The sequence below is a fragment of the Paenactinomyces guangxiensis genome, from assembly GCF_016055185.1.
Lineage (GTDB): Bacteria > Bacillota > Bacilli > Thermoactinomycetales > Thermoactinomycetaceae > Paenactinomyces > Paenactinomyces guangxiensis.
In genome coordinates this window covers 1-20,204 of record NZ_JAECVR010000018.1, presented here as the reverse complement: position 1 = coordinate 20,204, position 20,204 = coordinate 1, and the positions used below count along the sequence as shown (strand labels likewise).

Genomic DNA, 20,204 nt, shown 5'->3' with positions numbered 1-20,204 from the left:
GATGAACAAAAGAAACTTTTCCTGTCCCCGGTGGAAGAAACCGTTCCGGGCCATTGCCCATTATCTGAATGAGATGGCCGGTGTACCCAATTACGAAAGGTATCTGGAACATTTCCAAAAGAACCATCCCGGAGAAAAACCTTTAAGTGCAAAGGAATTTCACCGTCGTGCAAACGATGAAAAATACGGGGGCGGCAACATACGCCGCTGTTGCTAATCAAAAAGGATGTCCAAATGATGGGCATCCTTTTTGTTAACATGAAACGGGGAATCGTTGTACAATTATTGGTTTGCTTGGCTGCTTTCTTTTGACACCGGCGGAGTGTCCGGCTGAACTGCCTTCTGTATATGGCCCGGTGTTTGGGAGGGTTCCTGCTTTTTCCCGGAATCATCCTCCAGCAACCCGTTGGTCGCTTTTTTGAACTCTCGTATAGATTTTCCCAGGGCCCGCCCAAGTTCCGGCAACTTTTTCGGACCAAACAAAATCAGTGCCACTCCGATAATAAGCAGCCATTCTACACCGTTAATGCTCAATTGTTCCCCCTCCTTTATGCAAAGGGACACTTGCTCACATTTCTATTAGCTATTATACACTGATTCCCGGCTTCATCCGCAAAGAATTGTTAACAATGGGAGAAACCATTTCCTGCATTTTTCCATGAAAATGTATATACAAAAAAGACGATGCCCTCGTACAGGCACCATCCGTTTATGCAGTCTCACATATATTCTTTTGATTAAGCGGCTGTGGTTGTCTCTTCTTCTTCTTTACCTTTCTCTCCCTTTGCCACAATGACCGCTACACAAGCGTCCCCTGTAATGTTGGTCGCTGTCCGGCTCATGTCGAGCAGGCGGTCAACCCCTAACACAATGGCAATCCCCTCAACCGGCAGACCGACCGTTTGCAGAACCAGCGTCAGCATAATCAGGCCCGCGCCGGGTACCGCAGCTGTACCGACAGAAGCAAGTGTAGCCGTCAGGATAATCATAAGCTGCTGCTCAAGTCCCAGCGGGATACCATACAATTGTGAGATAAAGATCGCAGCAACCCCCTGCATGATGGCGGTACCGTCCATATTGATGGTCGCGCCCAGCGGGAGAACGAAGCTGCTGATCGATTTGGGAACTTTAAAGTCCTTCTCCACTACATCCATGGTAACCGGTAAAGTAGCGGCACTGCTGCTCGTTGTAAAGGCAACTTCCATCGCCCGGCCCATCGATTTGAAAAATTTAACCGGGTTATATTTGGCAAGCACAGTGAGCAAAGTACTATATGTGACTAACATATGAATCAGCAGGGCCAGAAGCAGAGTCACCATGTACCACGCCATCGAGCCGATCAAGTCAATGCCCGCTTCCCCGACTGCCCTGGCCATCAGGGCAAAAGCCGCATACGGGGCAGTTGCCATGATAATCGTTACCAGTTTCAGCATGATTTCATTACCTTGATCGATAAACTCCCGTACACGGACTACTTTATCCTTCAGCAAGGCCATGCCGATTCCAAACAGCAAAGCAAAGAAGATAATTTGCAGCATATCTGCGTTCGCCATGGCTTGCACCGGATTTTCCGGTACAATATTTACCAGGGTATCCATCACACTCGGTGCCTTTTCAATTTCAGGCTTTTCCGCTGATTTGGCGATATCGGTGCCGACACCCGGCTGGATCACATTAGCGAGAATCAGTGCGAAAGTAATCGCGACCGCGGTGGTAAACAAATATAAAACGATGGTTTTTACACCAATCCGGCCCAATTTTTTGGGGTCGGCAATTCCTGCCGCACCGGAAGCCAGCGAGAAAAAGACCAGTGGAACAACAATCATTTTAATTGCCTTAATAAACAACTGACTCGCCGGATCGAATAAATATTCATTGAGCGGCTTAAATACATTGGGGAAGTAAAGGTTTAAAACAACCCCGACAATAAGACCAAGAATAATACCAATTAAGATTTTAGCTGTCAGAGAAAGTTTCTTCATAAACTCACACCTTTCTGTTAGAGGGTTGGCAGTGTCCTAAAGGTTCTTTATAACATGGATCCATACATGATTTCCAATAATCACGGCATCGAAGAATAGAATGAAAGCGGTTACTTGACTATAAGTATACTTCTTGTAAAGACTTTCCTCAACAAAAAGAAAATTGCAGCTTAAAGATCTTTTTCCCGCGGTTACAATACCCCCTAACAAAATTTTTTGAAAATAAATCACTAATCATTACTTTACATCAATATTTTACTAGGTACAATATATAGTTTCGTAAAAAAGTTGTCAAGTTTTGCTGAATGCCATTACCTGGCGAGCGCGCAAAAGAGACAACAATAATTTTTTCCCTCTTTCCTGTGCTTATAAACCACTTTTTACAGCAGTAGAAATGTTGTCATTGCCGAATGGGTGCCGGTCTAAACCTTTTAAAAAAATCCATTTTCCGAGCGTCAAAAATCCCCCTTGGAGAAATTACAAGGGGGATATTGAGATAGAGCCAATATCTGTTTCTTTTTCTGTTTTATTACAATTGCTCAGATACCAGTTTGGCCTGGGTGAAGAGCAGGAGGTAATCGCGTCCACCCGCTTTGGAGTCGGTTCCGGACATGTTGAAACCGCCAAATGGATGGACGCCTACCAGTGCGCCGGTACATTTGCGGTTGAAGTAAAGGTTGCCCACAAAGAATTCGTCGCGCGCTTTTTCCAATTTTAAGCGGTCACGGCAAATAACTGAACCGGTCAGCCCAAACTCGGTGTTGTTAGCGATTTCAAGGGCATGATCAAAATCTTTCGCTTTGATAAAGGCCAGAACGGGGCCGAAGATCTCTTCCTGGGCAATGCGCGCTTTCGGGTCAACATCGGCAAAGACAGTTGGCTGAATGAAGTAGCCGTTTCCTTCTGCTTTGCCGCCACCGGTCATCAAGCGGCCTTCTTTTTTGCCGATCTCGATGTATTCAAGGATTTTGTTGTAAGCCTTGTCATCGATCACAGGACCCATGTCGATTCCCAGTGTTTTGGCCTCGCCCACTTTCAGCTCGTTTGTCTTCTCCACAACTTTATTTAAAACTTCATCATATACATTTTGGTGGATAATGGCCCGGGAACAGGCAGAGCATTTTTGGCCGGAAAAACCGAAGGCGGATTTTACAATAGCTTCTGCTGCCAAATCCAGATCTGCATCTTCATCGACCACGATGGAGTCTTTTCCACCCATTTCGGCGACAACACGTTTGATCCATTTTTGGCCCGGAGCCGTTTTCGCTGCCTGTTCATTGATGCGCAAGCCTACCTCACGGGAGCCGGTAAAGGCAATAAAACGTGTCATTGGATGTTTCACCAGGTATTCTCCCACAACAGAACCGGGTCCGGGAACATAGTTAACGACACCGTCCGGCAGTCCGGCATCCTGTAAAATCTCCATAAACTTCGCGGCAATGACATTGGTCGGGGTTGCCGGTTTTAAAACAACTGTATTTCCTGAAACAAGTGCTGCTGTCGTCATACCGACCATAATAGCCAGTGGGAAGTTCCACGGCGGAATCACAACGCCTACACCGAGCGGTATATAGGTCAGGTTGTTATCCTCACCGGGAATGCGGGTCAGTGGCTGGCGTTCGCTTAAGCGGATCATCTCACGGCCATAGAATTCCATAAAGTCGATCGCTTCAGCGGTATCAGCATCTGCTTCCGGCCAGCTCTTACCGGCCTCATGCACCATCCAGGCAGAGAATTCATGCTTTCTGCGGCGCAGGATGGCTGCCGCTTTGAAGAGAACGCGCGCACGTGCAGCCGGATCTGTTTTTTTCCAGGTGGCAAACGTTTCAACAGCGGTTTGCATCGCTTTTTCTGCCAGTTTTTCATCTGCTTCAGAGATGATTCCAATCACTTCATCAACATTGGACGGGTTGATAGATTTCACCTTGTTCCCCGTTTTGATCCGCTCACCACCGATGATCAGGTCATATTCTTTGCCCAGCTCAGATTTCACCTTATTTAAAGCCGCTTCAAAGGCCAGCCGGTTTTCTTCCTTTGAAAAATCTGTAAAAGGTTCATTTCTAAATTCGATCATAAAAAAATCCCCCTTGTTGGCTTTTTGAGGCATGGTTGTCCCCCAGCCATTGTAACTTACCGGACAGGAGAACTTCAATTGGAGTCTGCTCCTATTGTTTATTTTTCCTAAGATACGTATAATGAAAACGGTTTTTTAATCTGTCATCTATATATTCTAAAGAAAGTGAGGGATGGGGAATGTCCTTATCTCGCAAAGCTGTTTTAACTCTGGCCGGAAATCGGGCCGTTACTTCTCTCGTATCCAAATATGGAATGAAATGGGGAGCGGCACGTTTTGTAGCCGGTGAAACATTAGACCAGACCATTGAGACGGTGAAAAAAATTAATGCAGACGGCCTTTTGGTGACTTTAGACCATCTCGGCGAAAGCGTTTCCAACCGGGAAGAGGCACTTGAAGCGACACAGGCAGCACTGGATATCTTTGATGCGATTGAGGAATCGGGGGTTATTTCCAATGTATCAGTAAAATTAACCCAGCTCGGCCTCGATATTGACAAGGATTTCTGTCTGGAAAATATGGACCGGATCACCGCCAAAGCGAAAGAAAAGAACAATTTTGTCCGCATCGATATGGAAGATTCCCCACGGCTCCAGGTAACGATTGATATCTTCAACACACTGGTGGATAAATACGGGAAAGAACATATCGGCCTGGTTATCCAATCCTATCTGTACCGTTCCGAAAACGATGTTCTGGCCCTCGGCAAGAAAAATGTAAATTTACGCATTGTCAAAGGGGCATACAAAGAACCTGCCGAAGTGGCATTTCCAAACAAAAAAGATGTTGATGACAACTATGTCAAACTGGTGAAACTCCATCTGCAAAACGGTTGTTACACCGCCATTGCCACACACGACGAAACGATCATCAATCTGCTGAAAGACTGGCTGAAAGAGAAGCAGATCCCCGACAATCTCTACGAATTTCAAATGTTATACGGAGTTCGCAATGAACTGCAACGGCAACTGGTCAGGGAAGGGTATAAGGTGCGTGTATATACGCCATACGGAAAAGACTGGTATCCCTACTTTACCCGCCGGATCGCAGAACGTCCGGCAAACGCACTCTTTGTGTTAAAAAGCTTCTTCCAAAAATAGAAATCTGCTTTTTTGAAGGAGAGCACTGCTCCCCTTCTGCCAGTCCTATTGACGGTATATTAAGAAATATTTAAGGGGAAAAAGACCATGCAGAAAACCGCACTGATCACAGGCGCTTCATCCGGGATTGGTGAAGCTTTCGCCTGGCAACTGGCCAAAAAAATGGACATCGTGATACTGGTGGCCCGGAGGGAAGACCGCCTGAAGAAAATGGCTGAACGGATCACTGCAACGGGTGGGCGTGCCAGGATTCTCGCTGCCGATTTGACCGACAGGGCCGGTTTGCAACAAGTGGTCAACTATATTGAGGAAAACCGCATTGACCTGTTGGTGAACTGCGCCGGGACGGGGCTTTACGGTCAGGTTAGCCGCACTGATCCGGAAGAGGAACAGCAAATGATCCAATTAAACGTGAACGCACTCGTCCGCCTTACCCGGGCAGTTTTGCCGCAGATGCTTGAGCGGAATGAGGGCGGCATTATTCAGGCAGGGTCGATTCTTTCTTTTTACCCTTCTCCGTATATGTCTGCCTATGCCGCCACCAAATCGTTTGTCCTCTCCTACAGTGAAGCACTGGCTGCGGAATTGCGGCAAACGGGGGTAAAAGTGTCCGTCCTGTGCCCCGGCAGTACGGAGAGTGAATTTGCCGCCCGTGCCGGTTTTAAACAGTCCCGCACAAGCTCCGCCGAACAAGTTGCCCGCATTGCCATTAAAGGCTATGAAAAAGGAATCACGGTTATCACTCCCGGCTTTTTCAACCGGCTGATGTCTCAGCTTCCCAGATTTCTTCCCCGCCGTCTCCTGACCCGAATCATGGCAAGATTATTTCACAACCGGAATTAAGCTTTCCTCCTTCCTCCTCCGCCTGAATCCCGCTCTCCATTATCTCCTGTGGCACAGGTCTATCGTAATCTTTTTCCATCTGTTGTATAATACTAAGAAATTTATTTGATGAGGGGAGTCTTCACTCATGTCTGAACAGCTTCAGCACGAAATCCTCTCTTTGCTGGAGGAAGATTCGCGGCTGGATCAAGAGCAAATCGCTCATATGCTGGGTGAAAGCAAAGAAAACGTAGCACAAACGATCCAAGAATTGCAGGAAAAAGGCGTAATTGTCAAATATGGAGCAGTGATCAACTGGCAAAAGTCCGGAAAGCAAAGAGTGTCGGCTTTGATTGACGTAAAAGTGACCCCGCAACGCGGATACGGCTTTGATGCGCTGGCAAAGCGGATCTATCTTTTTCCCGAAGTTCGTAGTGTTTATCTGATGTCCGGGGCTTATGATTTATCGGTCGCGCTGGAAGTTGATTCGATGGAGGCAGTGGGACGCTTCGTCGAGAAGCTGGCAACACTTGATTCAGTTGTTGCAACCACGACCCACTTTGTGCTGAAAAAGTATAAAGAAGACGGGGTTATTTTAGACGATCCGGAAACAGACCAGCGGTTGGTGATCAGCCCATGAACCTGGAAGAAAAGCTGTCACCGGTCGTTCGCAATCTGGCCCCATCGGGGATTCGCCGCTTCTTTGACCTGGTCAATCAAAAACCGGATGCCATCTCCCTCGGTGTCGGTGAACCGGACTTTGTCACCCCCTGGCATGTGCGTGAAGCCTGTGTTGCCTCATTGGAAAAAGGGATGACTACTTATACCTCCAATCAGGGGATGCCCGAACTTGTCCGGGCCATTTGCAAATACTTACACCAACGCTTTTCTCTTTCCTATCACGACCGGGAAGTTCTGGTTACATTTGGCGCTAGTGAAGCGATTGACCTCGCTTTGCGCACAGTAATCTCTGCCGGAGATGAAGTGTTGATTCCGGAGCCCTGTTATGTTTCCTATACCCCCTGTGTGCAACTGGCCGGAGGGAAGCCGGTTCCCGTGTCCACCTCTGCCCAACACGGATTTAAGCTGCGTGCGGAGAGCCTGGCGAAAGCGATTACCCCTCGGAGCAAAGTGCTTATTCTCTGTTATCCAAACAATCCGACCGGTGCGATTATGAGTAAAGAGGACCTTGCCCCGATTGTGGAATTAGCCAAAAAGCATGAACTTATTGTCATATCTGATGAAATCTATGCTGAATTAACTTATCACGGAGAACATACATCCATCGCTTCATTTCCGGGTATGAAAGAACACGTTATTCTGATAAGCGGCTTTTCCAAAGCTTTTGCCATGACCGGATGGCGGATCGGCTATGTGGCGGCCCCGGACACACTGCTGTCGGGAATGCTGAAAATCCATCAGTATACCGCACTCTGTGCTCCCATTACCAGCCAGGTTGCAGCGCTGGAAGCTCTGACTAACGGGATGGAAGAATGCCTGGCAATGGCTTCCCAGTATGACCGCCGCAGACGCCTGGTGGTAAAAGCGTTTCAAGATATGGGCTTAACATGCCCGGATCCTCAGGGTGCTTTTTATGTATTTCCATCGATTGAAGCGACAGGGCTGGATGCTCAAATGTTTGCCGAAGAGCTTCTCTATGAAGAGTCGGTTGCAGTCGTTCCCGGAAATGTATTCGGTCCAAGCGGCAGAGGCCATATCCGTTGTTCCTATGCCACTTCCATCGAACGTCTGGGTGAAGCGTTGACACGGATTGAGCGGTTTGTGAGAAAAAAGAGAGAACAGCTGCCCAAACACTCCCATGCTTAAAAAAACGGGAATCCCGGCAAATTGTGACGGGGTTCCCACTTTTTCCATTCTAAAGGATGCATCATCTCTGGCAGCCGCGCATGAACAACAAACGAGGTCAGAAAAGACAGAAACCAACTTCTAATAATCACCCCCCCTCCTTCATATGTATATGTTGCACCAATTCTTTACAAATGCCCGTGATGAAGGAGGTACATCAGCTTGAACAGTTATGAGCAAGCTTTGGTATTTGAACAAAACTTCTGGCTTCCTGTGCTGAGAGACCATTCCGAATTTATTCTTACCGCCTTGTCCGCCAAAGAAGAAAATGAAGCAGAACAAGCAGAGTCATATGTAAATCTGTTTGAAAACCTGATCCAGACCCGCAGTACCGACTTAGACGCATCCTGCCGGGCTGCCACCGGCCTGAGGAAGTTTAAGCTTCATCTGCTGCGCCGTTTGCTGAAGGAGGACATCGCTTTTAACTTAACCCCTACTTTTATCAATCACATGCTGAATGAAATTGATGAATATTTGCGGATCTTATCCTGCCTTATGGAAGGAAAAGTTCCTCCGCTCCTCCATCCGCTTCATCACCATCTTCTCTGGCTGCCGGATGCCTCGGGCCACGCAACAGCCATTGATGCAGAGTTAGACGGAGTCGAAAAAAAATGGAAAGAAAAAAGCAGGCAGTTTTCCCGCCATTTTGATGTGTTCTATTTAAAATCGGTTGAACTGGCAGGTTACCTCAGGACAAAGATGAACCGTTTCCCGGCGCTCTCACGATTTAATCGGGAAGTGGAGTTGGAAATTATTTTATTCCAGAAGTTTTTGAAGGAATTGGAAGAGTTAAGGCTCAGCAAAGAAGTACTGGGCACCATCGCCCCCCTGATGGCTGATCATATGTACCGGGAAGAATGTTACTATCTCATTAAGCTCGCTCAGGTTTCAGAGGTTAAACAACCCAAATGCAGTCCGCACCCATAAGCAAAAGGCCGGTCTCACTTGAACTGGTCAAGAGTATGTAGACAAAAAATTAAAGCCTCGTTAAGCACTCATTCGATAAGGATAGGTGCTTGGTTTTTCAGCTTCATTTGTGGACGTTGATGGTTATGAAAGCATGTATGAGCTTTAATTGCATGTAGCAGTTCTTCCGGGCTTTTAGGACGATAGTCTGTATACAATTCATTCTTAAACCATCCGAAAAAGCTCTCGACAGGTGCATTGTCAAGGGGAGTTCCTTTTCTTGACATACTCTGCTTAATGCCATACTGTTTAAGCAGTAGTGTATATGCTTTTGATGTGTACTGGCTGCCTTGATCTGAGTGGATCGTGGTGGTACCCGTCACATCTTTTTTTCTTTTTGTAAGCAATCTTTTCAGTGGTCGGATCACAAGCTGCAAGTCATTGCGATCGCTAACCTCATATTCGAGAATTTCATTGTTATACAAGTCCAGGAAAACACTCATATATTGAACCTTTCCACGGCTGTATAGGTAAGTTACATCCGTAGTGATTTTCTCTAAAGGACGAGTTGCCTGGAAATCTCGGTTGAGAAGATTGGGGAATATTTGATGCACACCTCCAACCTCATAGTTGCGCTTTCTCCGAACCCTGGACTGAATGTCGAGTTTTTGCATACAACGTAACACGCGTTTGTCACTCATGTTCCAACCAGTATCCTTGCGAATCCGATCAGCAACACGACGGTACCCAAAGCTGGGTCTTACGGAATGCACGGCCTTGACCCTGTTCATAAGATCCTTTTCCTCAAGCTGCCAACGATTCAATCTTCCCTTTCTGCATAACCATTTGTAATAGCCTGAGCGGGATACCCCTGCCATCTTGCAGAGATCCTCAATGCAAAACTCTTTTCTTAGCTCATGGATACATTCGTACAAAATCCCCTTCATCACCTTTACTTGAACTTTGCATCCCCCCTTAGAAACTCTTGGAGCTTTTTTAGACGCAGATTCTCCAACCTCAGCTTAGCGTTTTCGTACTTGAGTCGCTCAAGTTCCGAAGAGAAGTTGGTCTTGGGTCTACCCATCCCCAACGTCCCCTTTGGTCTTCCTTTGGCCTTTGGTTTTAGCCCTTCGGCTCCTTGCTCAAGATAGATAGTACGCCAATTTCTAATTAGCCTGGGTTCAAGCTGATGCTCAACTGCTAGAACATTGACTGATATACCTTCGATTAAATGTTCTTCAACTATCTGTACCTTAAATTCCTGGGAATGTTTCCTGTGACGTGACCCTTTTTTGGACATAAAAATCCCCCCTATGAAGACAAGTTCTTTAAAGGCTTTAATTTACCTGTCTACATAGAGGGTATCAGTTCAAATTCCCCGGCTATCACTGTTCCTCTTTCACAGAAAACCCTCATAATCCGGCAACCCAGAGATGAAAGTTATGTCTGACTCTAAACTCTTCTCTCCAACAAATCCTTCAGTGATGTTTGATCCAGTACCTCTGCTATCGTATCACGAACTTTTGCCCATAAGGGTTGCAGAAGACAGCCGGGCTCCAGCTCGCACGGCTCATACTGGCTCACACTGACACAAGGCATCGGGGCAAGCGGCCCTTCCAACTGCCGGATCACTTCACCGATCATGATTTCATCGGGCGGAACCCGCAAAGAATATCCGCCATTTACCCCTCGCTTACTCTTTAACCAGCCGAGCAACTTCAATTGCAGTAAAATTTGTTCCAGGTAATGGTTTGGAACATGAGTCTGTTTGGCAATCTCCGCAATCGGCACCACCTCGTTCATATGTTTCCCTAATACGATCAGTGCGCGTAACGCATATTCCCCTTTACTGGAAACTTTCATCATGTTCCACCTGCTCCTGATGATCAGCCATGATTGATGAGGGTTTCCGATTTCTCCAAACGGCATAAAGAAAGCTGGTCACCCAAATGCTAAATAAAACAATATAAATCGCCATTTGCCAAAAATCACTCCATCCCAATACGCTCATGATTACCTTCGCATTTGTGACCAGGATTAAGCCGCCTACTAATATTCCAAGCAGATTTTGCGGGATCACCCTTACAATCCACGCCGCCAGCGGGGCAGCAAAAACCCCTCCAATCATCAAGGCTCCCACCCACAACCAGTTTACCTGAGACCACCCGAGCGATATGAGAAACCCGGCTGTAGCAGATACAGCAATGGCAAATTCGCTGGTATCTACGGAGCCTATCACTTTTCTCACTTTCAGGCCGTCTCTCGCCAGCAGCATGGGCGTAGCCAATGGTCCCCATCCTCCCCCGCCCGTCGCATCCAAAAAGCCGGCAATCAGGCCCAGAGGAGTTAGAAATCCCTTTTTTCCCCCATCAGTTGTCTGCTTGGGTTTGACATGAAATAAAAAACGAACAAAAACATAAACTCCCAGAAGAAACAGAAACGCAGACACATAAGGTTTCACCAGTTCTCCCGGTAACCGGCTCAGAAAACAAGCACCTGCAAAAGCTCCGACTGAACCGGGAACCGTAAGTTTCCAAACGATCTCTTTATCTACATTACCAAATCGAAAGTGAGAGATTCCTGATGCAGCTGTTGTGACTACTTCTGCAAAGTGAACCGATGCAGACGCAATGGCAGGTGCAATTCCAAACATCAAGAGCAGAGAGGCTGACGTTACACCATAAGCCATTCCCAACGACCCGTCAATCAGTTGGGCCGCAAAACCGATCAGCGTCAAAATCAGCAATTTACGCATCGAGACACTCCTCTCTCTATCAATCTATAAATCTTGATAAAGTTGAGTCATATAGTCAAGATTAAAGCGAAAATTATATTTCCCAATTTTCCATATATTATGATAACGATAAAAAAACGGTTCCTGTTTCAAAATGGAAATCATTTTTCCACAGGAACCGTTGTTGTTTATTTATTTTTGCACAATAGAGCGGTCCAATCAGATCACTTTCATCCCAAGATTGTGTCGAACAAGTCATAAAGTTTTCTGTGAAAAGATTAATTCAGGTCAGCTTGTTGTCCGGTTTCAATATAGACGATATTTTCGGCAATATTGGTGGCATGGTCGGCAATCCGTTCCAGATAGCGGGCTACAAAACACAATTTGAGAGCGGCTTCTGTATGTTGATTGCCCTGCGGCGGGTAGCCGGTTAACTCTTTTACGATCAAATCATAGGATTGGTCGACTTGATCATCCATTTTAGCCAGTGACTTCGCCAGTTCCAGATTTCCATCAATATAGCTGTTGATTCCGTCATGGACCATTTTCTGTGTCACTTCAGCCATTCGGTGAATTTGTTCCATATCCTCATACAACTGTTGATTGCTGGCTTTTAGTTCGATGGTTACCTGCGCAATATTGACTGCTAAATCAGCCATGCGTTCCATATCGGAGGCAATTTTCATCGCTGCAATCAATTTGCGCAGGTCTTTGGCAACCGGCTGTTGTGTGGCAATTAACTTGGCGACCGCGTCGTCGATTTGCGATTCCAAGTCATCCATTTTTTGATCATCGGCAATCACCAATTGCGCCATTGGGACATGGAGGGTGGTTAATGATTTAACCGCCTTATCAATCGCAACCTCCAAACGACCCCCCATCTCTAAAAGCAGTTTTTTTACTTCAAACAAGGATTGGTCAAAATGGCGCGCCATTGTGTTTCCCTCCCTAACCGAAACGGCCGGTGATATAGTCTTCAGTTTGTTTATTTTCCGGATTTGAGAAAAGTTTATCTGTTTGATCGTACTCAATCATATCCCCATTGAGGAAAAAGGCAGTCCGGTCAGAAATACGCGCTGCTTGCTGCATGTTGTGCGTAACAATCACAATGGTGTAGTTCTGTTTCAACTCTTGAACCAGCTCTTCAATTTTCAGAGTGGAAATGGGGTCCAGAGCAGAAGTCGGTTCATCCATCAACAAAATCTCCGGTTCAACTGCCAGGGCACGGGCGATGCATAAACGCTGCTGTTGTCCGCCCGATAAACCGGTTGCCTTATCTTTCAGGCGATCCTTAACTTCATCCCAAAGGGCGGCTCCGCGCAGGCTTTTCTCCACAATTTCGTCCAAGTGGCTCTTTTTGCGGATCCCGTGAATGCGCGGTCCATAAGCCACATTGTCGTAGATGCTTTTTGGAAACGGGTTGGGAGCCTGGAATACCATGCCGACCTGTTTCCGAAGCATTTCTACATCTACTTCATCCGCATAAATGTTCTGGTTATGAATGCAGATCTCCCCTTCGATTTTCACACTGGGGATCAGGTCATTCATACGGTTTAATGTCCGTAAAAAAGTAGACTTGCCGCAACCGGAGGGACCGATTAACGCTGTCACCGATTTTTCCTCTATATCCATGGAAATATTTTTCAATGCCTGTGTATCTCCGTAAAAAAGGTTTAAATCATGAACAGAAATGGCCAGTTGAAGCAAAGGAATCTCCCCTTCTTTATTATGAAGTCTCCTAAACGGTTACCGCTGAAATTTATTGCGGAGATAAATAGCCAATGCGTTCATGGAAAGCAGAATCGCGAGCAAAACAATAATTCCGGCAGATGCAAGGTACTGGAACTCCTCTTTCGGTTCCGCAATCCAGCGATAGATTTGAATCGGCATCACGGTAAATTCATCAAACACCGAGGCAGGTGTAAAGGCCAGGAACGTCACAGCTCCCACCATGATCAAAGGCGCCGTCTCACCAATCGCACGGGATAATGCGAGAATGGTGCCGGTTAAAATCCCCGGAAAAGCATAAGGCAGTACCACATTGCGAATCGTCTGCCAGCGGGTTGCGCCCATCGCGTATGAAGCCTGCCTCAGAGAGTCAGGTACACTGGCAATTGCTTCTCTGGCCGCTACGATCACGACCGGCAAAACCAAAAGAGTCATCGTCAGAGAGCCGGCTAAAACGCTTTTGCCTAATTCCAGCCCCCGTACAAACAAAGTGAGCCCCAAAATCCCGAAAACGATGGAGGGAACCCCTGCCAGGTTAGCAATGTTCAGCTGAATCAGACGGCTCAGCCAGCCTTTTTTGCTGTACTCCTCAAGGTAGACTGCTGCGGCGACGCCAATCAGAAAGGTGAGTGGAGCCGTTACTGCAATCATCCAGACGGAACCCCAGAAAGCGGCATGAATCCCGGCCCGGGAAGGGATGCGGGAAGCAAAGTTATTGAAAAAATCAGAGGTTAAATAAGGCCAGCCTCTTTGTACAATATCAAATAGCAAAACAGCTAAAACCAGTACTCCGATCAAAGTGGCCAACAAAAACAAAACATGGGCCGTTTTGTTTTTGATCCGCCTGAATCCTACTCGTGACGAGCCCGGGTCCCGCTTTACGGCCACCGATGAACGGGGAACCGTTTTTTCACTAACTAAAGTCTCTTCAGCCGGCATTAATATCCCTCCTTAAAACGGCGTGAGATAAACTGTGCCAACAAGTTCATCACCAGGGTGAACAAAAAGAGCATCATTCCCACTGCATAAATCGATTTATAAGCAATGCTCTCATAACTGATATCTCCCATTGCTGCCTGAACCATATATGCTGTCATCGTTTGAATGGATTCAGTCGGAATAAAAGTCAGATTGGGAGTGGCTCCGGCGGCAATGGTGACGATCATCGTTTCACCAATCGCGCGGGACAATGCCAGCACAAAAGAGGCCATAATTCCCGACAACGCGGCGGGCACAACGATTCTCATTGCCACTTCCAACCGGGTAGATCCCAGGCCGTATGCCGCTTCACGGACACTTTGCGGCACCGCTCTCATTGCGTCTTCACTGAGAGAGGCAATCATGGGAATAATCATAATCCCAACCACGATACTGGCACTTAAGGCATTTAAAAAGTTAAGGTCGGGGATCAGGTTGCGCAATAACGGGGTAACAAAGGTAATCGCAAAAGTTCCGTAAACGATGGTAGGAATACCGGCAAGGATCTCCAGTACCGGCTTGACTACTCTGCGAACCCGGTCCGGTGCGTATTCACTGAGATAAATCGCACTGGCAAGGCCGATGGGAATCGCGACGACTGCCGCACCCGCAGTGACAAGCAGAGTACCGGTAACCAGCGGCAGAACCCCGAATTTTTGTTGTTCCTCTCTAAAAAGAGCCGTCCACTTTGTTCCGGTGATAAACTCAACAAAGGACACGCTTTGAAAAAAGGAAACCGTTTCAAAGATCAGAGTGAAGATAATACCGACGGTCGTTAGTACCGAAATGAGTGCACACAATAAGAGAAATTTAGGAATCAGTGATTCTCCGCTATTTCGCCAGGTTCTTTTTTTGCGGAACCTGTTTTGAACGCCGGATTGAACAACATTCGCGGGCCGTGACATAAAGTCTCAGCTCCTCCTTTCCATAAACAAGGGAAAAAAGCGGCACACTCTTCCCCCAGGAAAAGGGCCGCACCTTTTTTCCCTGTCAAAACATTTTCGGACATTATTTCACCAGTTCAAGTCCTTTTTGGTATTCAGCATCAGGAAGAGGAACATATCCTACTTCGCTCACAAGATCTTTGGCTGTTTCAAGATAGAATTTTACAAATTGCTTTACTTCCGGTTTTTCCAATGACTTATTGCTCGGATAGATGTAGATGGAACGGGACAGAGGTGCATAAGTTCCATCATTAATCGTTTGCTCCGTTGGTTCAACTGGTCCTTTGCCGCCATCAATTTTTACGATTTTCAGCTTATCTTTGTTCTCCACATAATAAGCAAATCCGAAATATCCCAGACTGTTTTTATCGCCCTGAACCCCTTTGACCAGTACGTTGTCATCTTCGGAAGCGGTGTAATCTGTCCGGCTTTTGCCTTCTTCACCCACCACTTCATCGGTGAAATAATCAAAGGTTCCGGAAGCTGTTCCCGGCCCGTACAATTTGATCGGCTCAGCCGGCCACTCCGGGCGGACATCTTTCCAGGTTTTCACTTTGCTGTTTGGTTCCCAGATTTTTTTCAGCTCGTCCACAGTAAGGCTGTCGACAAATTTATTTTCTTTGTTAACCACAACGGCAATTCCGTCATAAGCAACTGGAATCTCAACAGGTTGAATGCCTTTCTCTGCCGCTGCTGCTTTTTCTTCATCTTTGATCGGACGGGACGCATCGCTGATATCCGTTTCACCGTTGGCCCATTTTTTAAAGCCGCCGCCGGTGCCAGACTCAGCAACCGTCACTTTAACCCCCGGGTTTTCTTTCATAAATTCTTCAGCAACCGCCTGAGAGATTGGAAAGACAGTGCTGGAACCATCAATTTTAACCGTACCGGAAAGCCCTTTTTCGCCACTTGCCGAGGCACCCGTCTTACCGCCGGAGCAACCCACAACTGCTCCAATTGCGAGTGTCAAAACGGTACCTAAAATCAGGCCTTTTTTCCACATAAGCAACGTTTCCCCCTACGAATTTAAAATAAATTCCTTTCATCACTTCTAACTATAGAGGCTTACTATTATCGTCAAATCAATGGAGTGTTAAGGTTCTTTAATCAAATGTAAAGGTTGTGTTAAGGAGGAAAAACAAAAAAAGCCACCGAGCAACTCTTCTTCCGTTTTTTCAGCCATTTCGATGACTTCATTTCGATGACTTCATCCTCGGTAAAACCAAGCTGGTCCAAATGAATTTCAAGTGTTTTTAAACCGATCTTGCCCCTGACCTTCTCTATATTGCTGATCCATCCTTTAGAAATAGTGTGATCTTGTAAAAAAGTCCCGTTCTTGAGAAGTTTACCTGCTGTGATGCGGTAAATCAAAAACTGTAGGAATAACTCTTTTCCCTGAAGACAACCTAAAGGCAAACTATTTAAAGGAGTTGAGTGTATTATGGATCACCACGGGGTAGAATCTCCCTCCAAGTCCAAAAAGCATCAAGGGAGTTTCAGCATCAATGAAAAGCCCCTGACGGCTCAGGCAACTACTGAAGAAAGTCCCGCCGATAAGAAGGCTGTTCAGATCCGGGAACCAGAGGAAACAGGCAGGTAAACTGCGGAAGTCCGCAAAACCTAAAGCCCTTATAGTGTGAAAAGGGTCTGTGATCCTCAAAATTACAGACCCTTTTCACCTTTTTGATCCAGCGGAAATGTAAGCGTAAACGTGGTTCCTTTTCCCACCGTACTTTCCACTTTAATTTCCCCGTGATGCACTTCAACCAGATGCTTGACAATGGCTAGTCCCAGACCCGTTCCGCCTGAATCGCGGGCACGTGCTTTATCCACCCGGTAAAAGCGTTCAAAAATTCGCGGCAGATCTGCTTCCGGGATGCCTACTCCGGTATCGGAAACCCGGAGAGTCCAATGGTGTTTCTGCCTGTTCACAGCAAGGGTAATGGACCCGCCTTTAGGCGTGTAAGTCATCGCATTGGACAGGAGGTTGAGAATAATCTGCCGGAAACGGTCGGGATCAACTTGAATCTCAAACGGTTCTGCGATCTGTACGTGAAGGGTCTGTTCATTTAAGCGGATTTGATCTTCAATTGTTTTGACTGCCGATTGGACAAGCGTTTGTACGGGGATGGTTTCCATCCGTATAGGCAGTTCTTTGGATTCGATGCGGGACAGGTCCAGAAGATCCCCGATCAGCCTTTGCAAGCGCAGGCTTTCATCGTTAATAATCTGCAAAAATTCCCGGCAGGCATCGGGATCGTACATTGCGCCATCCAGTAATGTTTCAGCAAAACCGCGAATGGAAGTAATCGGTGTTTTAAGTTCGTGTGAAACATTGGCCACAAAATCTCTTCTGAGCTGTTCCAGGCGGCGAATGGCGGTCAGATCGTGAACAACGATCACTACACCCATGCCGTTTTTCTCCACCCACATCGGAACCAGGCTGGCTTCCAACATTCTCTCTTCGGGATAATAAAGATGAATCTCCTGACGAAAGCGAACACCCGTTTCTGCACATTCTGTAATCAAGGCACTTAAATCGTAAGGATAAGTGAGACGTTTATACGAACCGCCGATCAGATCGGACGCAGGGATACCAAACATTCGCTCAAAAGCACGATTGGCAAGGCTGATCCGGCCTGTTGAGTCCACCATGACCAATCCGCTCTCCATCGTCTCAATGACACTGCCCAATCTGCGCTCACTTTTTCGGATTGTTTCCATTTGATTTTGCAAACTGTGAGCCATGCGGTTGATCGCCTGTCCGAGCCGGGCCACTTCATCATTCCCGGTTTGCTGTACCCGCCGGTGAATTCTTTTCTGGGCAATATCGACGGCCACCTGGGTAATTTCTTCGAGGGGGCGTGTCACTCCGCCGGCGATACGGGAACTGAAGAAAGCGGCCAGTGAATATGCAATAATCAGTCCGCCTGCTAGCGAAAACCAGACCCGCCGCAATGACTGATTTACCTCTTCAATATCCAACGAGATGCGGATCGCTCCGATTACCTTTCCATCACGAACAACGGGCTGGGCTGCATGCAGAAAATCATTTCTTATTTCCGTAGGGTCGGTTCCCTGATTTCTCAGTGCCTGCCCTACTTCGGGAAACATTTTTCCGTTAACCCGCTTTTCTGTTCCCTCTGCTGAATCCCCTAACACCGACCCTTTTGCATCAAAAAAAGTAACACGTGCCCCGAGTGTTTTTCCGTAAACATCTGCCTGATGCTGGAAGGAAGCGGGGTCTTTCAGACTTCTTTCCCATTCGATCGTTTCCGCCAGCATTTTGCTTTCCTTAACCAGCCGGCTGGTTAAGGAATCCAGGTAGGAGGATTTTAGTAAAAGAGCGACAAAAATACCCGTTCCCAATACCGAACAGCCGATTAAGAGCAGAAAAGAACCGGTGATTCTGGCGCGTAAAGATCTCATTTTTTCTTCGGACCCTCAAATTTATAACCGATTCCGCGCACAGTCTTGATATAGATCGGATTACGGGAATCTGCCTCAATTTTATCCCGGAGATGGCTCACATGGACATCAACAATCCGGGAATCCCCCACATAATCATAGTTCCAGACCGCATTGAGCAGTTGGTCGCGGGACAACACTTTCCCCCGATGGTTGGCCATGTAGACCAGTAACTCAAATTCTTTGGGGGTTAAGTCAATCTCGATATTTTGCCGTGTCACAACATATCCTTCTGGATCAATCGTAAGTTCACCGATATGGATCAGGTTTTCAGGATTCGTTTGCTCGTCTTCTCCCTGAAGCGCCTCAACTCTGCGCAGGATCGCTTTGACTCTGGCTGTCAGTTCGCGCGGGCTAAATGGTTTGGTCATGTAATCATCAGCTCCCAGTTCCAGGCCGAGAACTTTGTCAAACTCATCCGTTTTCGCAGTCAGCATCAGAATCGGAATATGCCTTTTTTCCTGTCTGATGCGCCGGCATACTTCCAAACCATCCACTTTCGGCAACATCAGATCAAGTACGAGTAAATCCGGCTGTTCCTCTTTTAACTTTTCCAAAGCTGCCTGACCGTCAAAGGCGACGTCTACAGCAAATCCTTCTTTTTCCAGATTGAATTGAACCAGCTTCACAATTGACGTCTCATCGTCAACAACTAAGATTTTTTTCGCCATGCTTCAGCCTCCGCCCTCATGATATTAAATATGGATGCAATATGCACGGAACGCCTTTTCATTCATATACTCTTTACAAAAAAAATGATAGCATAACAAAGTTAAGTTAAAGTAAAAAAAGCACCTTCCGGGAAGGTACTTTTTACCACATTCTATCAGAAGTTATCATAGGCGTCCTTAAATAATGAATAAAGCGGCTGAGGGGGAAGCAAATCCAGCTCTCCTTCGGCGGCCGGCCGGTCCTGATGGATGACAGTTGCTTTACATGTGATCATCTGCGGCTCTTTTGTCTTATGAATCAACTCTAATGAGAGCCTGACCGTGTCTCCGTGGTGTAAAACATTGGGAAAGGACAAGCGGGTCCCTGTCACAATGCTTCCCGGCCCCGGGAGGCTCTTGGAAGCCAGCGCGGACAGCCAGCTAATCAATAAGCCCGAAGGGACGATCACTTTTTTATATTCAGTCTGAGCTGCATAGTGATCCTCGATGTACAACGGATTTTGATCATCTGTTAAACCGAGATAAGAAAAAATGTCCCGGCCTGTGATAGTCCGTATTTCTTCTACTTTGTCTCCAACGCGGAGTGATCCCCAATCTTTTCCCGATGCGTGAACTTTGCCAAATACCAAGATGACCGCCTCCTTGTATGCGCTTTCATTTTACCTTAATTTATCGACTATTTCCAGTGGAGGAACTGCTTCTGCTTTTCATTCAATGTTTCTTTCCCCATACTCCAGGAATAAATATGTCTGAAGTTCCTAAACAATGTCCGGCTCACTAAAGTGGGACAGTTTTAATTTCAAAGGTATTGGATTAAACGTAATAGAGGTTGTTGCATAACTCTTTTAAAAATTAAATAGAAAAATCCGCCTAAATGTGGTTAGATGAAAGCGCCAACCCACACCAAACCACGGAGGCGGATTAACTTGAG

Annotated in this window: 22 protein-coding genes; 7 read left to right on the top strand and 15 right to left on the bottom strand. The window is 46.7% G+C overall.

Features of this window, described 5'->3' with window-relative positions; all coding sequences use genetic code 11:
* Window position 1: 1 nt before the first annotated feature.
* Window positions 2-217 carry a YbdD/YjiX family protein gene (locus tag I8U27_RS15295; RefSeq protein WP_181753071.1) on the top strand — a complete coding sequence of 72 codons (216 nt, stop codon included), beginning with the start codon at window positions 2-4 and terminating at the stop codon, window positions 215-217.
* Between the two features lie 65 nt (window positions 218-282).
* Here the strand turns inward: I8U27_RS15295 and I8U27_RS15290 are convergent, their stop codons facing one another.
* The 3 genes from I8U27_RS15290 to pruA all read right to left on the bottom strand — a co-directional run bounded on the left by I8U27_RS15290 (window position 283) and on the right by pruA (window position 4,056).
* Window positions 283-534: a twin-arginine translocase TatA/TatE family subunit gene (locus I8U27_RS15290; RefSeq protein ID WP_181753069.1), complete on the bottom strand. Its 252-nt coding sequence runs from the start codon at window positions 532-534 to the stop codon at window positions 283-285.
* A 203-nt stretch (window positions 535-737) separates the two neighbouring features.
* Entirely contained in the window at window positions 738-1,982 is a 1,245-nt protein-coding gene (locus I8U27_RS15285; RefSeq protein WP_181753067.1) for a dicarboxylate/amino acid:cation symporter, read from the bottom strand.
* Window positions 1,983-2,511: 529 nt separating this feature from the next.
* The gene (gene pruA / locus I8U27_RS15280) at window positions 2,512-4,056 is read right to left on the bottom strand and encodes an L-glutamate gamma-semialdehyde dehydrogenase (RefSeq protein ID WP_181753064.1); all 1,545 of its coding nucleotides are present in this window, start codon (window positions 4,054-4,056) and stop codon (window positions 2,512-2,514) included.
* A 179-nt stretch (window positions 4,057-4,235) separates the two neighbouring features.
* Here pruA and I8U27_RS15275 point away from each other — a divergent pair, with 179 nt between their 5' ends.
* The 5 genes from I8U27_RS15275 (at window position 4,236) to I8U27_RS15255 (ending at window position 8,771) form a co-directional block, all read left to right on the top strand.
* Window positions 4,236-5,156 carry a proline dehydrogenase family protein gene (locus I8U27_RS15275; RefSeq protein WP_181753062.1) on the top strand — a complete coding sequence of 307 codons (921 nt, stop codon included), beginning with the start codon at window positions 4,236-4,238 and terminating at the stop codon, window positions 5,154-5,156.
* 87 nt (window positions 5,157-5,243) lie between these two features.
* Entirely contained in the window at window positions 5,244-5,999 is a 756-nt protein-coding gene (locus I8U27_RS15270) for an SDR family NAD(P)-dependent oxidoreductase (protein ID WP_181753060.1), read from the top strand.
* A gap of 127 nt (window positions 6,000-6,126) precedes the next feature.
* Entirely contained in the window at window positions 6,127-6,618 is a 492-nt protein-coding gene (locus tag I8U27_RS15265; protein ID WP_181753058.1) for an Lrp/AsnC family transcriptional regulator, read from the top strand.
* A complete protein-coding gene (locus I8U27_RS15260; RefSeq protein WP_181753056.1) occupies window positions 6,615-7,805 on the top strand; it encodes an aminotransferase class I/II-fold pyridoxal phosphate-dependent enzyme in 1,191 nt (396 codons plus the stop codon). The genes I8U27_RS15265 and I8U27_RS15260 overlap by 4 nt, the downstream gene beginning before the upstream one ends.
* A 201-nt stretch (window positions 7,806-8,006) precedes the next feature.
* Window positions 8,007-8,771 carry a DUF2935 domain-containing protein gene (locus I8U27_RS15255; RefSeq protein ID WP_220185995.1) on the top strand — a complete coding sequence of 255 codons (765 nt, stop codon included), beginning with the start codon at window positions 8,007-8,009 and terminating at the stop codon, window positions 8,769-8,771.
* Between the two features lie 68 nt (window positions 8,772-8,839).
* Here I8U27_RS15255 and I8U27_RS15250 read toward each other — a convergent pair whose 3' ends face one another.
* From I8U27_RS15250 to I8U27_RS15210, 9 genes are all read right to left on the bottom strand, one after another.
* On the bottom strand, window positions 8,840-9,697 hold the full coding sequence (locus I8U27_RS15250; RefSeq protein WP_232345547.1) for an IS3 family transposase: 858 nt from the start codon (window positions 9,695-9,697) through the stop codon (window positions 8,840-8,842).
* 5 nt (window positions 9,698-9,702) lie between these two features.
* A complete protein-coding gene (locus I8U27_RS15245; protein WP_181753052.1) occupies window positions 9,703-10,050 on the bottom strand; it encodes a transposase in 348 nt (115 codons plus the stop codon).
* Window positions 10,051-10,202: 152 nt separating this feature from the next.
* Window positions 10,203-10,613, bottom strand: coding sequence for an RrF2 family transcriptional regulator (locus I8U27_RS15240; RefSeq protein WP_181753050.1), 411 nt, complete (start codon window positions 10,611-10,613; stop codon window positions 10,203-10,205).
* Window positions 10,597-11,505 carry a sulfite exporter TauE/SafE family protein gene (locus I8U27_RS15235; RefSeq protein ID WP_181753047.1) on the bottom strand — a complete coding sequence of 303 codons (909 nt, stop codon included), beginning with the start codon at window positions 11,503-11,505 and terminating at the stop codon, window positions 10,597-10,599. Before I8U27_RS15235 ends, I8U27_RS15240 begins: the two co-directional genes overlap by 17 nt.
* A gap of 257 nt (window positions 11,506-11,762) precedes the next feature.
* Window positions 11,763-12,419, bottom strand: coding sequence for a phosphate signaling complex protein PhoU (gene phoU / locus I8U27_RS15230; RefSeq protein WP_181753045.1), 657 nt, complete (start codon window positions 12,417-12,419; stop codon window positions 11,763-11,765).
* 13 nt (window positions 12,420-12,432) lie between these two features.
* Window positions 12,433-13,191 carry a phosphate ABC transporter ATP-binding protein PstB gene (pstB, locus tag I8U27_RS15225; protein ID WP_181753043.1) on the bottom strand — a complete coding sequence of 253 codons (759 nt, stop codon included), beginning with the start codon at window positions 13,189-13,191 and terminating at the stop codon, window positions 12,433-12,435.
* Between the two features lie 39 nt (window positions 13,192-13,230).
* The gene (gene pstA / locus I8U27_RS15220; protein WP_181753041.1) at window positions 13,231-14,151 is read right to left on the bottom strand and encodes a phosphate ABC transporter permease PstA; all 921 of its coding nucleotides are present in this window, start codon (window positions 14,149-14,151) and stop codon (window positions 13,231-13,233) included.
* Window positions 14,151-15,095 carry a phosphate ABC transporter permease subunit PstC gene (gene pstC, locus I8U27_RS15215; protein WP_181753039.1) on the bottom strand — a complete coding sequence of 315 codons (945 nt, stop codon included), beginning with the start codon at window positions 15,093-15,095 and terminating at the stop codon, window positions 14,151-14,153. Before pstC ends, pstA begins: the two co-directional genes overlap by 1 nt.
* Before the next feature lie 103 nt (window positions 15,096-15,198).
* Window positions 15,199-16,137 carry a PstS family phosphate ABC transporter substrate-binding protein gene (locus I8U27_RS15210; protein ID WP_181753037.1) on the bottom strand — a complete coding sequence of 313 codons (939 nt, stop codon included), beginning with the start codon at window positions 16,135-16,137 and terminating at the stop codon, window positions 15,199-15,201.
* 438 nt (window positions 16,138-16,575) lie between these two features.
* Between I8U27_RS15210 and I8U27_RS15205 the strand changes: the two genes are divergently transcribed.
* Window positions 16,576-16,734: a hypothetical protein gene (locus I8U27_RS15205; protein WP_181753036.1), complete on the top strand. Its 159-nt coding sequence runs from the start codon at window positions 16,576-16,578 to the stop codon at window positions 16,732-16,734.
* 62 nt (window positions 16,735-16,796) lie between these two features.
* Here I8U27_RS15205 and pnpS read toward each other — a convergent pair whose 3' ends face one another.
* From pnpS to I8U27_RS15190, 3 genes are all read right to left on the bottom strand, one after another.
* Window positions 16,797-18,563 carry a two-component system histidine kinase PnpS gene (gene pnpS, locus I8U27_RS15200; protein WP_181753034.1) on the bottom strand — a complete coding sequence of 589 codons (1,767 nt, stop codon included), beginning with the start codon at window positions 18,561-18,563 and terminating at the stop codon, window positions 16,797-16,799.
* Window positions 18,560-19,273 carry a response regulator transcription factor gene (locus I8U27_RS15195; protein ID WP_181753032.1) on the bottom strand — a complete coding sequence of 238 codons (714 nt, stop codon included), beginning with the start codon at window positions 19,271-19,273 and terminating at the stop codon, window positions 18,560-18,562. The genes pnpS and I8U27_RS15195 overlap by 4 nt, the downstream gene beginning before the upstream one ends.
* A gap of 155 nt (window positions 19,274-19,428) precedes the next feature.
* Window positions 19,429-19,902, bottom strand: a complete 474-nt coding sequence (locus I8U27_RS15190) for a MaoC/PaaZ C-terminal domain-containing protein (RefSeq protein ID WP_181753030.1) — start codon at window positions 19,900-19,902, stop codon at window positions 19,429-19,431.
* Window positions 19,903-20,204 lie beyond the last annotated feature (302 nt).

Excerpts from the sequence above, each read along its gene's own strand:
- I8U27_RS15295 (WP_181753071.1), top strand. The coding sequence starts at position 2 with ATGAACAAAAGAAACTTTTCCTGTCCCCGGTGGAAGAAACCGTTCCGG.
- I8U27_RS15285 (WP_181753067.1), bottom strand. The coding sequence starts at position 1,982 with ATGAAGAAACTTTCTCTGACAGCTAAAATCTTAATTGGTATTATTCTT.
- pruA (WP_181753064.1), bottom strand. The coding sequence starts at position 4,056 with ATGATCGAATTTAGAAATGAACCTTTTACAGATTTTTCAAAGGAAGAA.
- I8U27_RS15275 (WP_181753062.1), top strand. The coding sequence starts at position 4,236 with ATGTCCTTATCTCGCAAAGCTGTTTTAACTCTGGCCGGAAATCGGGCC.
- I8U27_RS15270 (WP_181753060.1), top strand. The coding sequence starts at position 5,244 with ATGCAGAAAACCGCACTGATCACAGGCGCTTCATCCGGGATTGGTGAA.
- I8U27_RS15265 (WP_181753058.1), top strand. The coding sequence starts at position 6,127 with ATGTCTGAACAGCTTCAGCACGAAATCCTCTCTTTGCTGGAGGAAGAT.
- I8U27_RS15260 (WP_181753056.1), top strand. The coding sequence starts at position 6,615 with ATGAACCTGGAAGAAAAGCTGTCACCGGTCGTTCGCAATCTGGCCCCA.
- I8U27_RS15250 (WP_232345547.1), bottom strand. The coding sequence starts at position 9,697 with ATGAAGGGGATTTTGTACGAATGTATCCATGAGCTAAGAAAAGAGTTT.
- I8U27_RS15245 (WP_181753052.1), bottom strand. The coding sequence starts at position 10,050 with ATGTCCAAAAAAGGGTCACGTCACAGGAAACATTCCCAGGAATTTAAG.
- I8U27_RS15240 (WP_181753050.1), bottom strand. The coding sequence starts at position 10,613 with ATGAAAGTTTCCAGTAAAGGGGAATATGCGTTACGCGCACTGATCGTA.
- I8U27_RS15235 (WP_181753047.1), bottom strand. The coding sequence starts at position 11,505 with ATGCGTAAATTGCTGATTTTGACGCTGATCGGTTTTGCGGCCCAACTG.
- phoU (WP_181753045.1), bottom strand. The coding sequence starts at position 12,419 with ATGGCGCGCCATTTTGACCAATCCTTGTTTGAAGTAAAAAAACTGCTT.
- pstA (WP_181753041.1), bottom strand. The coding sequence starts at position 14,151 with ATGCCGGCTGAAGAGACTTTAGTTAGTGAAAAAACGGTTCCCCGTTCA.
- pstC (WP_181753039.1), bottom strand. The coding sequence starts at position 15,095 with ATGTCACGGCCCGCGAATGTTGTTCAATCCGGCGTTCAAAACAGGTTC.
- I8U27_RS15210 (WP_181753037.1), bottom strand. The coding sequence starts at position 16,137 with ATGTGGAAAAAAGGCCTGATTTTAGGTACCGTTTTGACACTCGCAATT.
- I8U27_RS15205 (WP_181753036.1), top strand. The coding sequence starts at position 16,576 with ATGGATCACCACGGGGTAGAATCTCCCTCCAAGTCCAAAAAGCATCAA.
- pnpS (WP_181753034.1), bottom strand. The coding sequence starts at position 18,563 with ATGAGATCTTTACGCGCCAGAATCACCGGTTCTTTTCTGCTCTTAATC.
- I8U27_RS15195 (WP_181753032.1), bottom strand. The coding sequence starts at position 19,273 with ATGGCGAAAAAAATCTTAGTTGTTGACGATGAGACGTCAATTGTGAAG.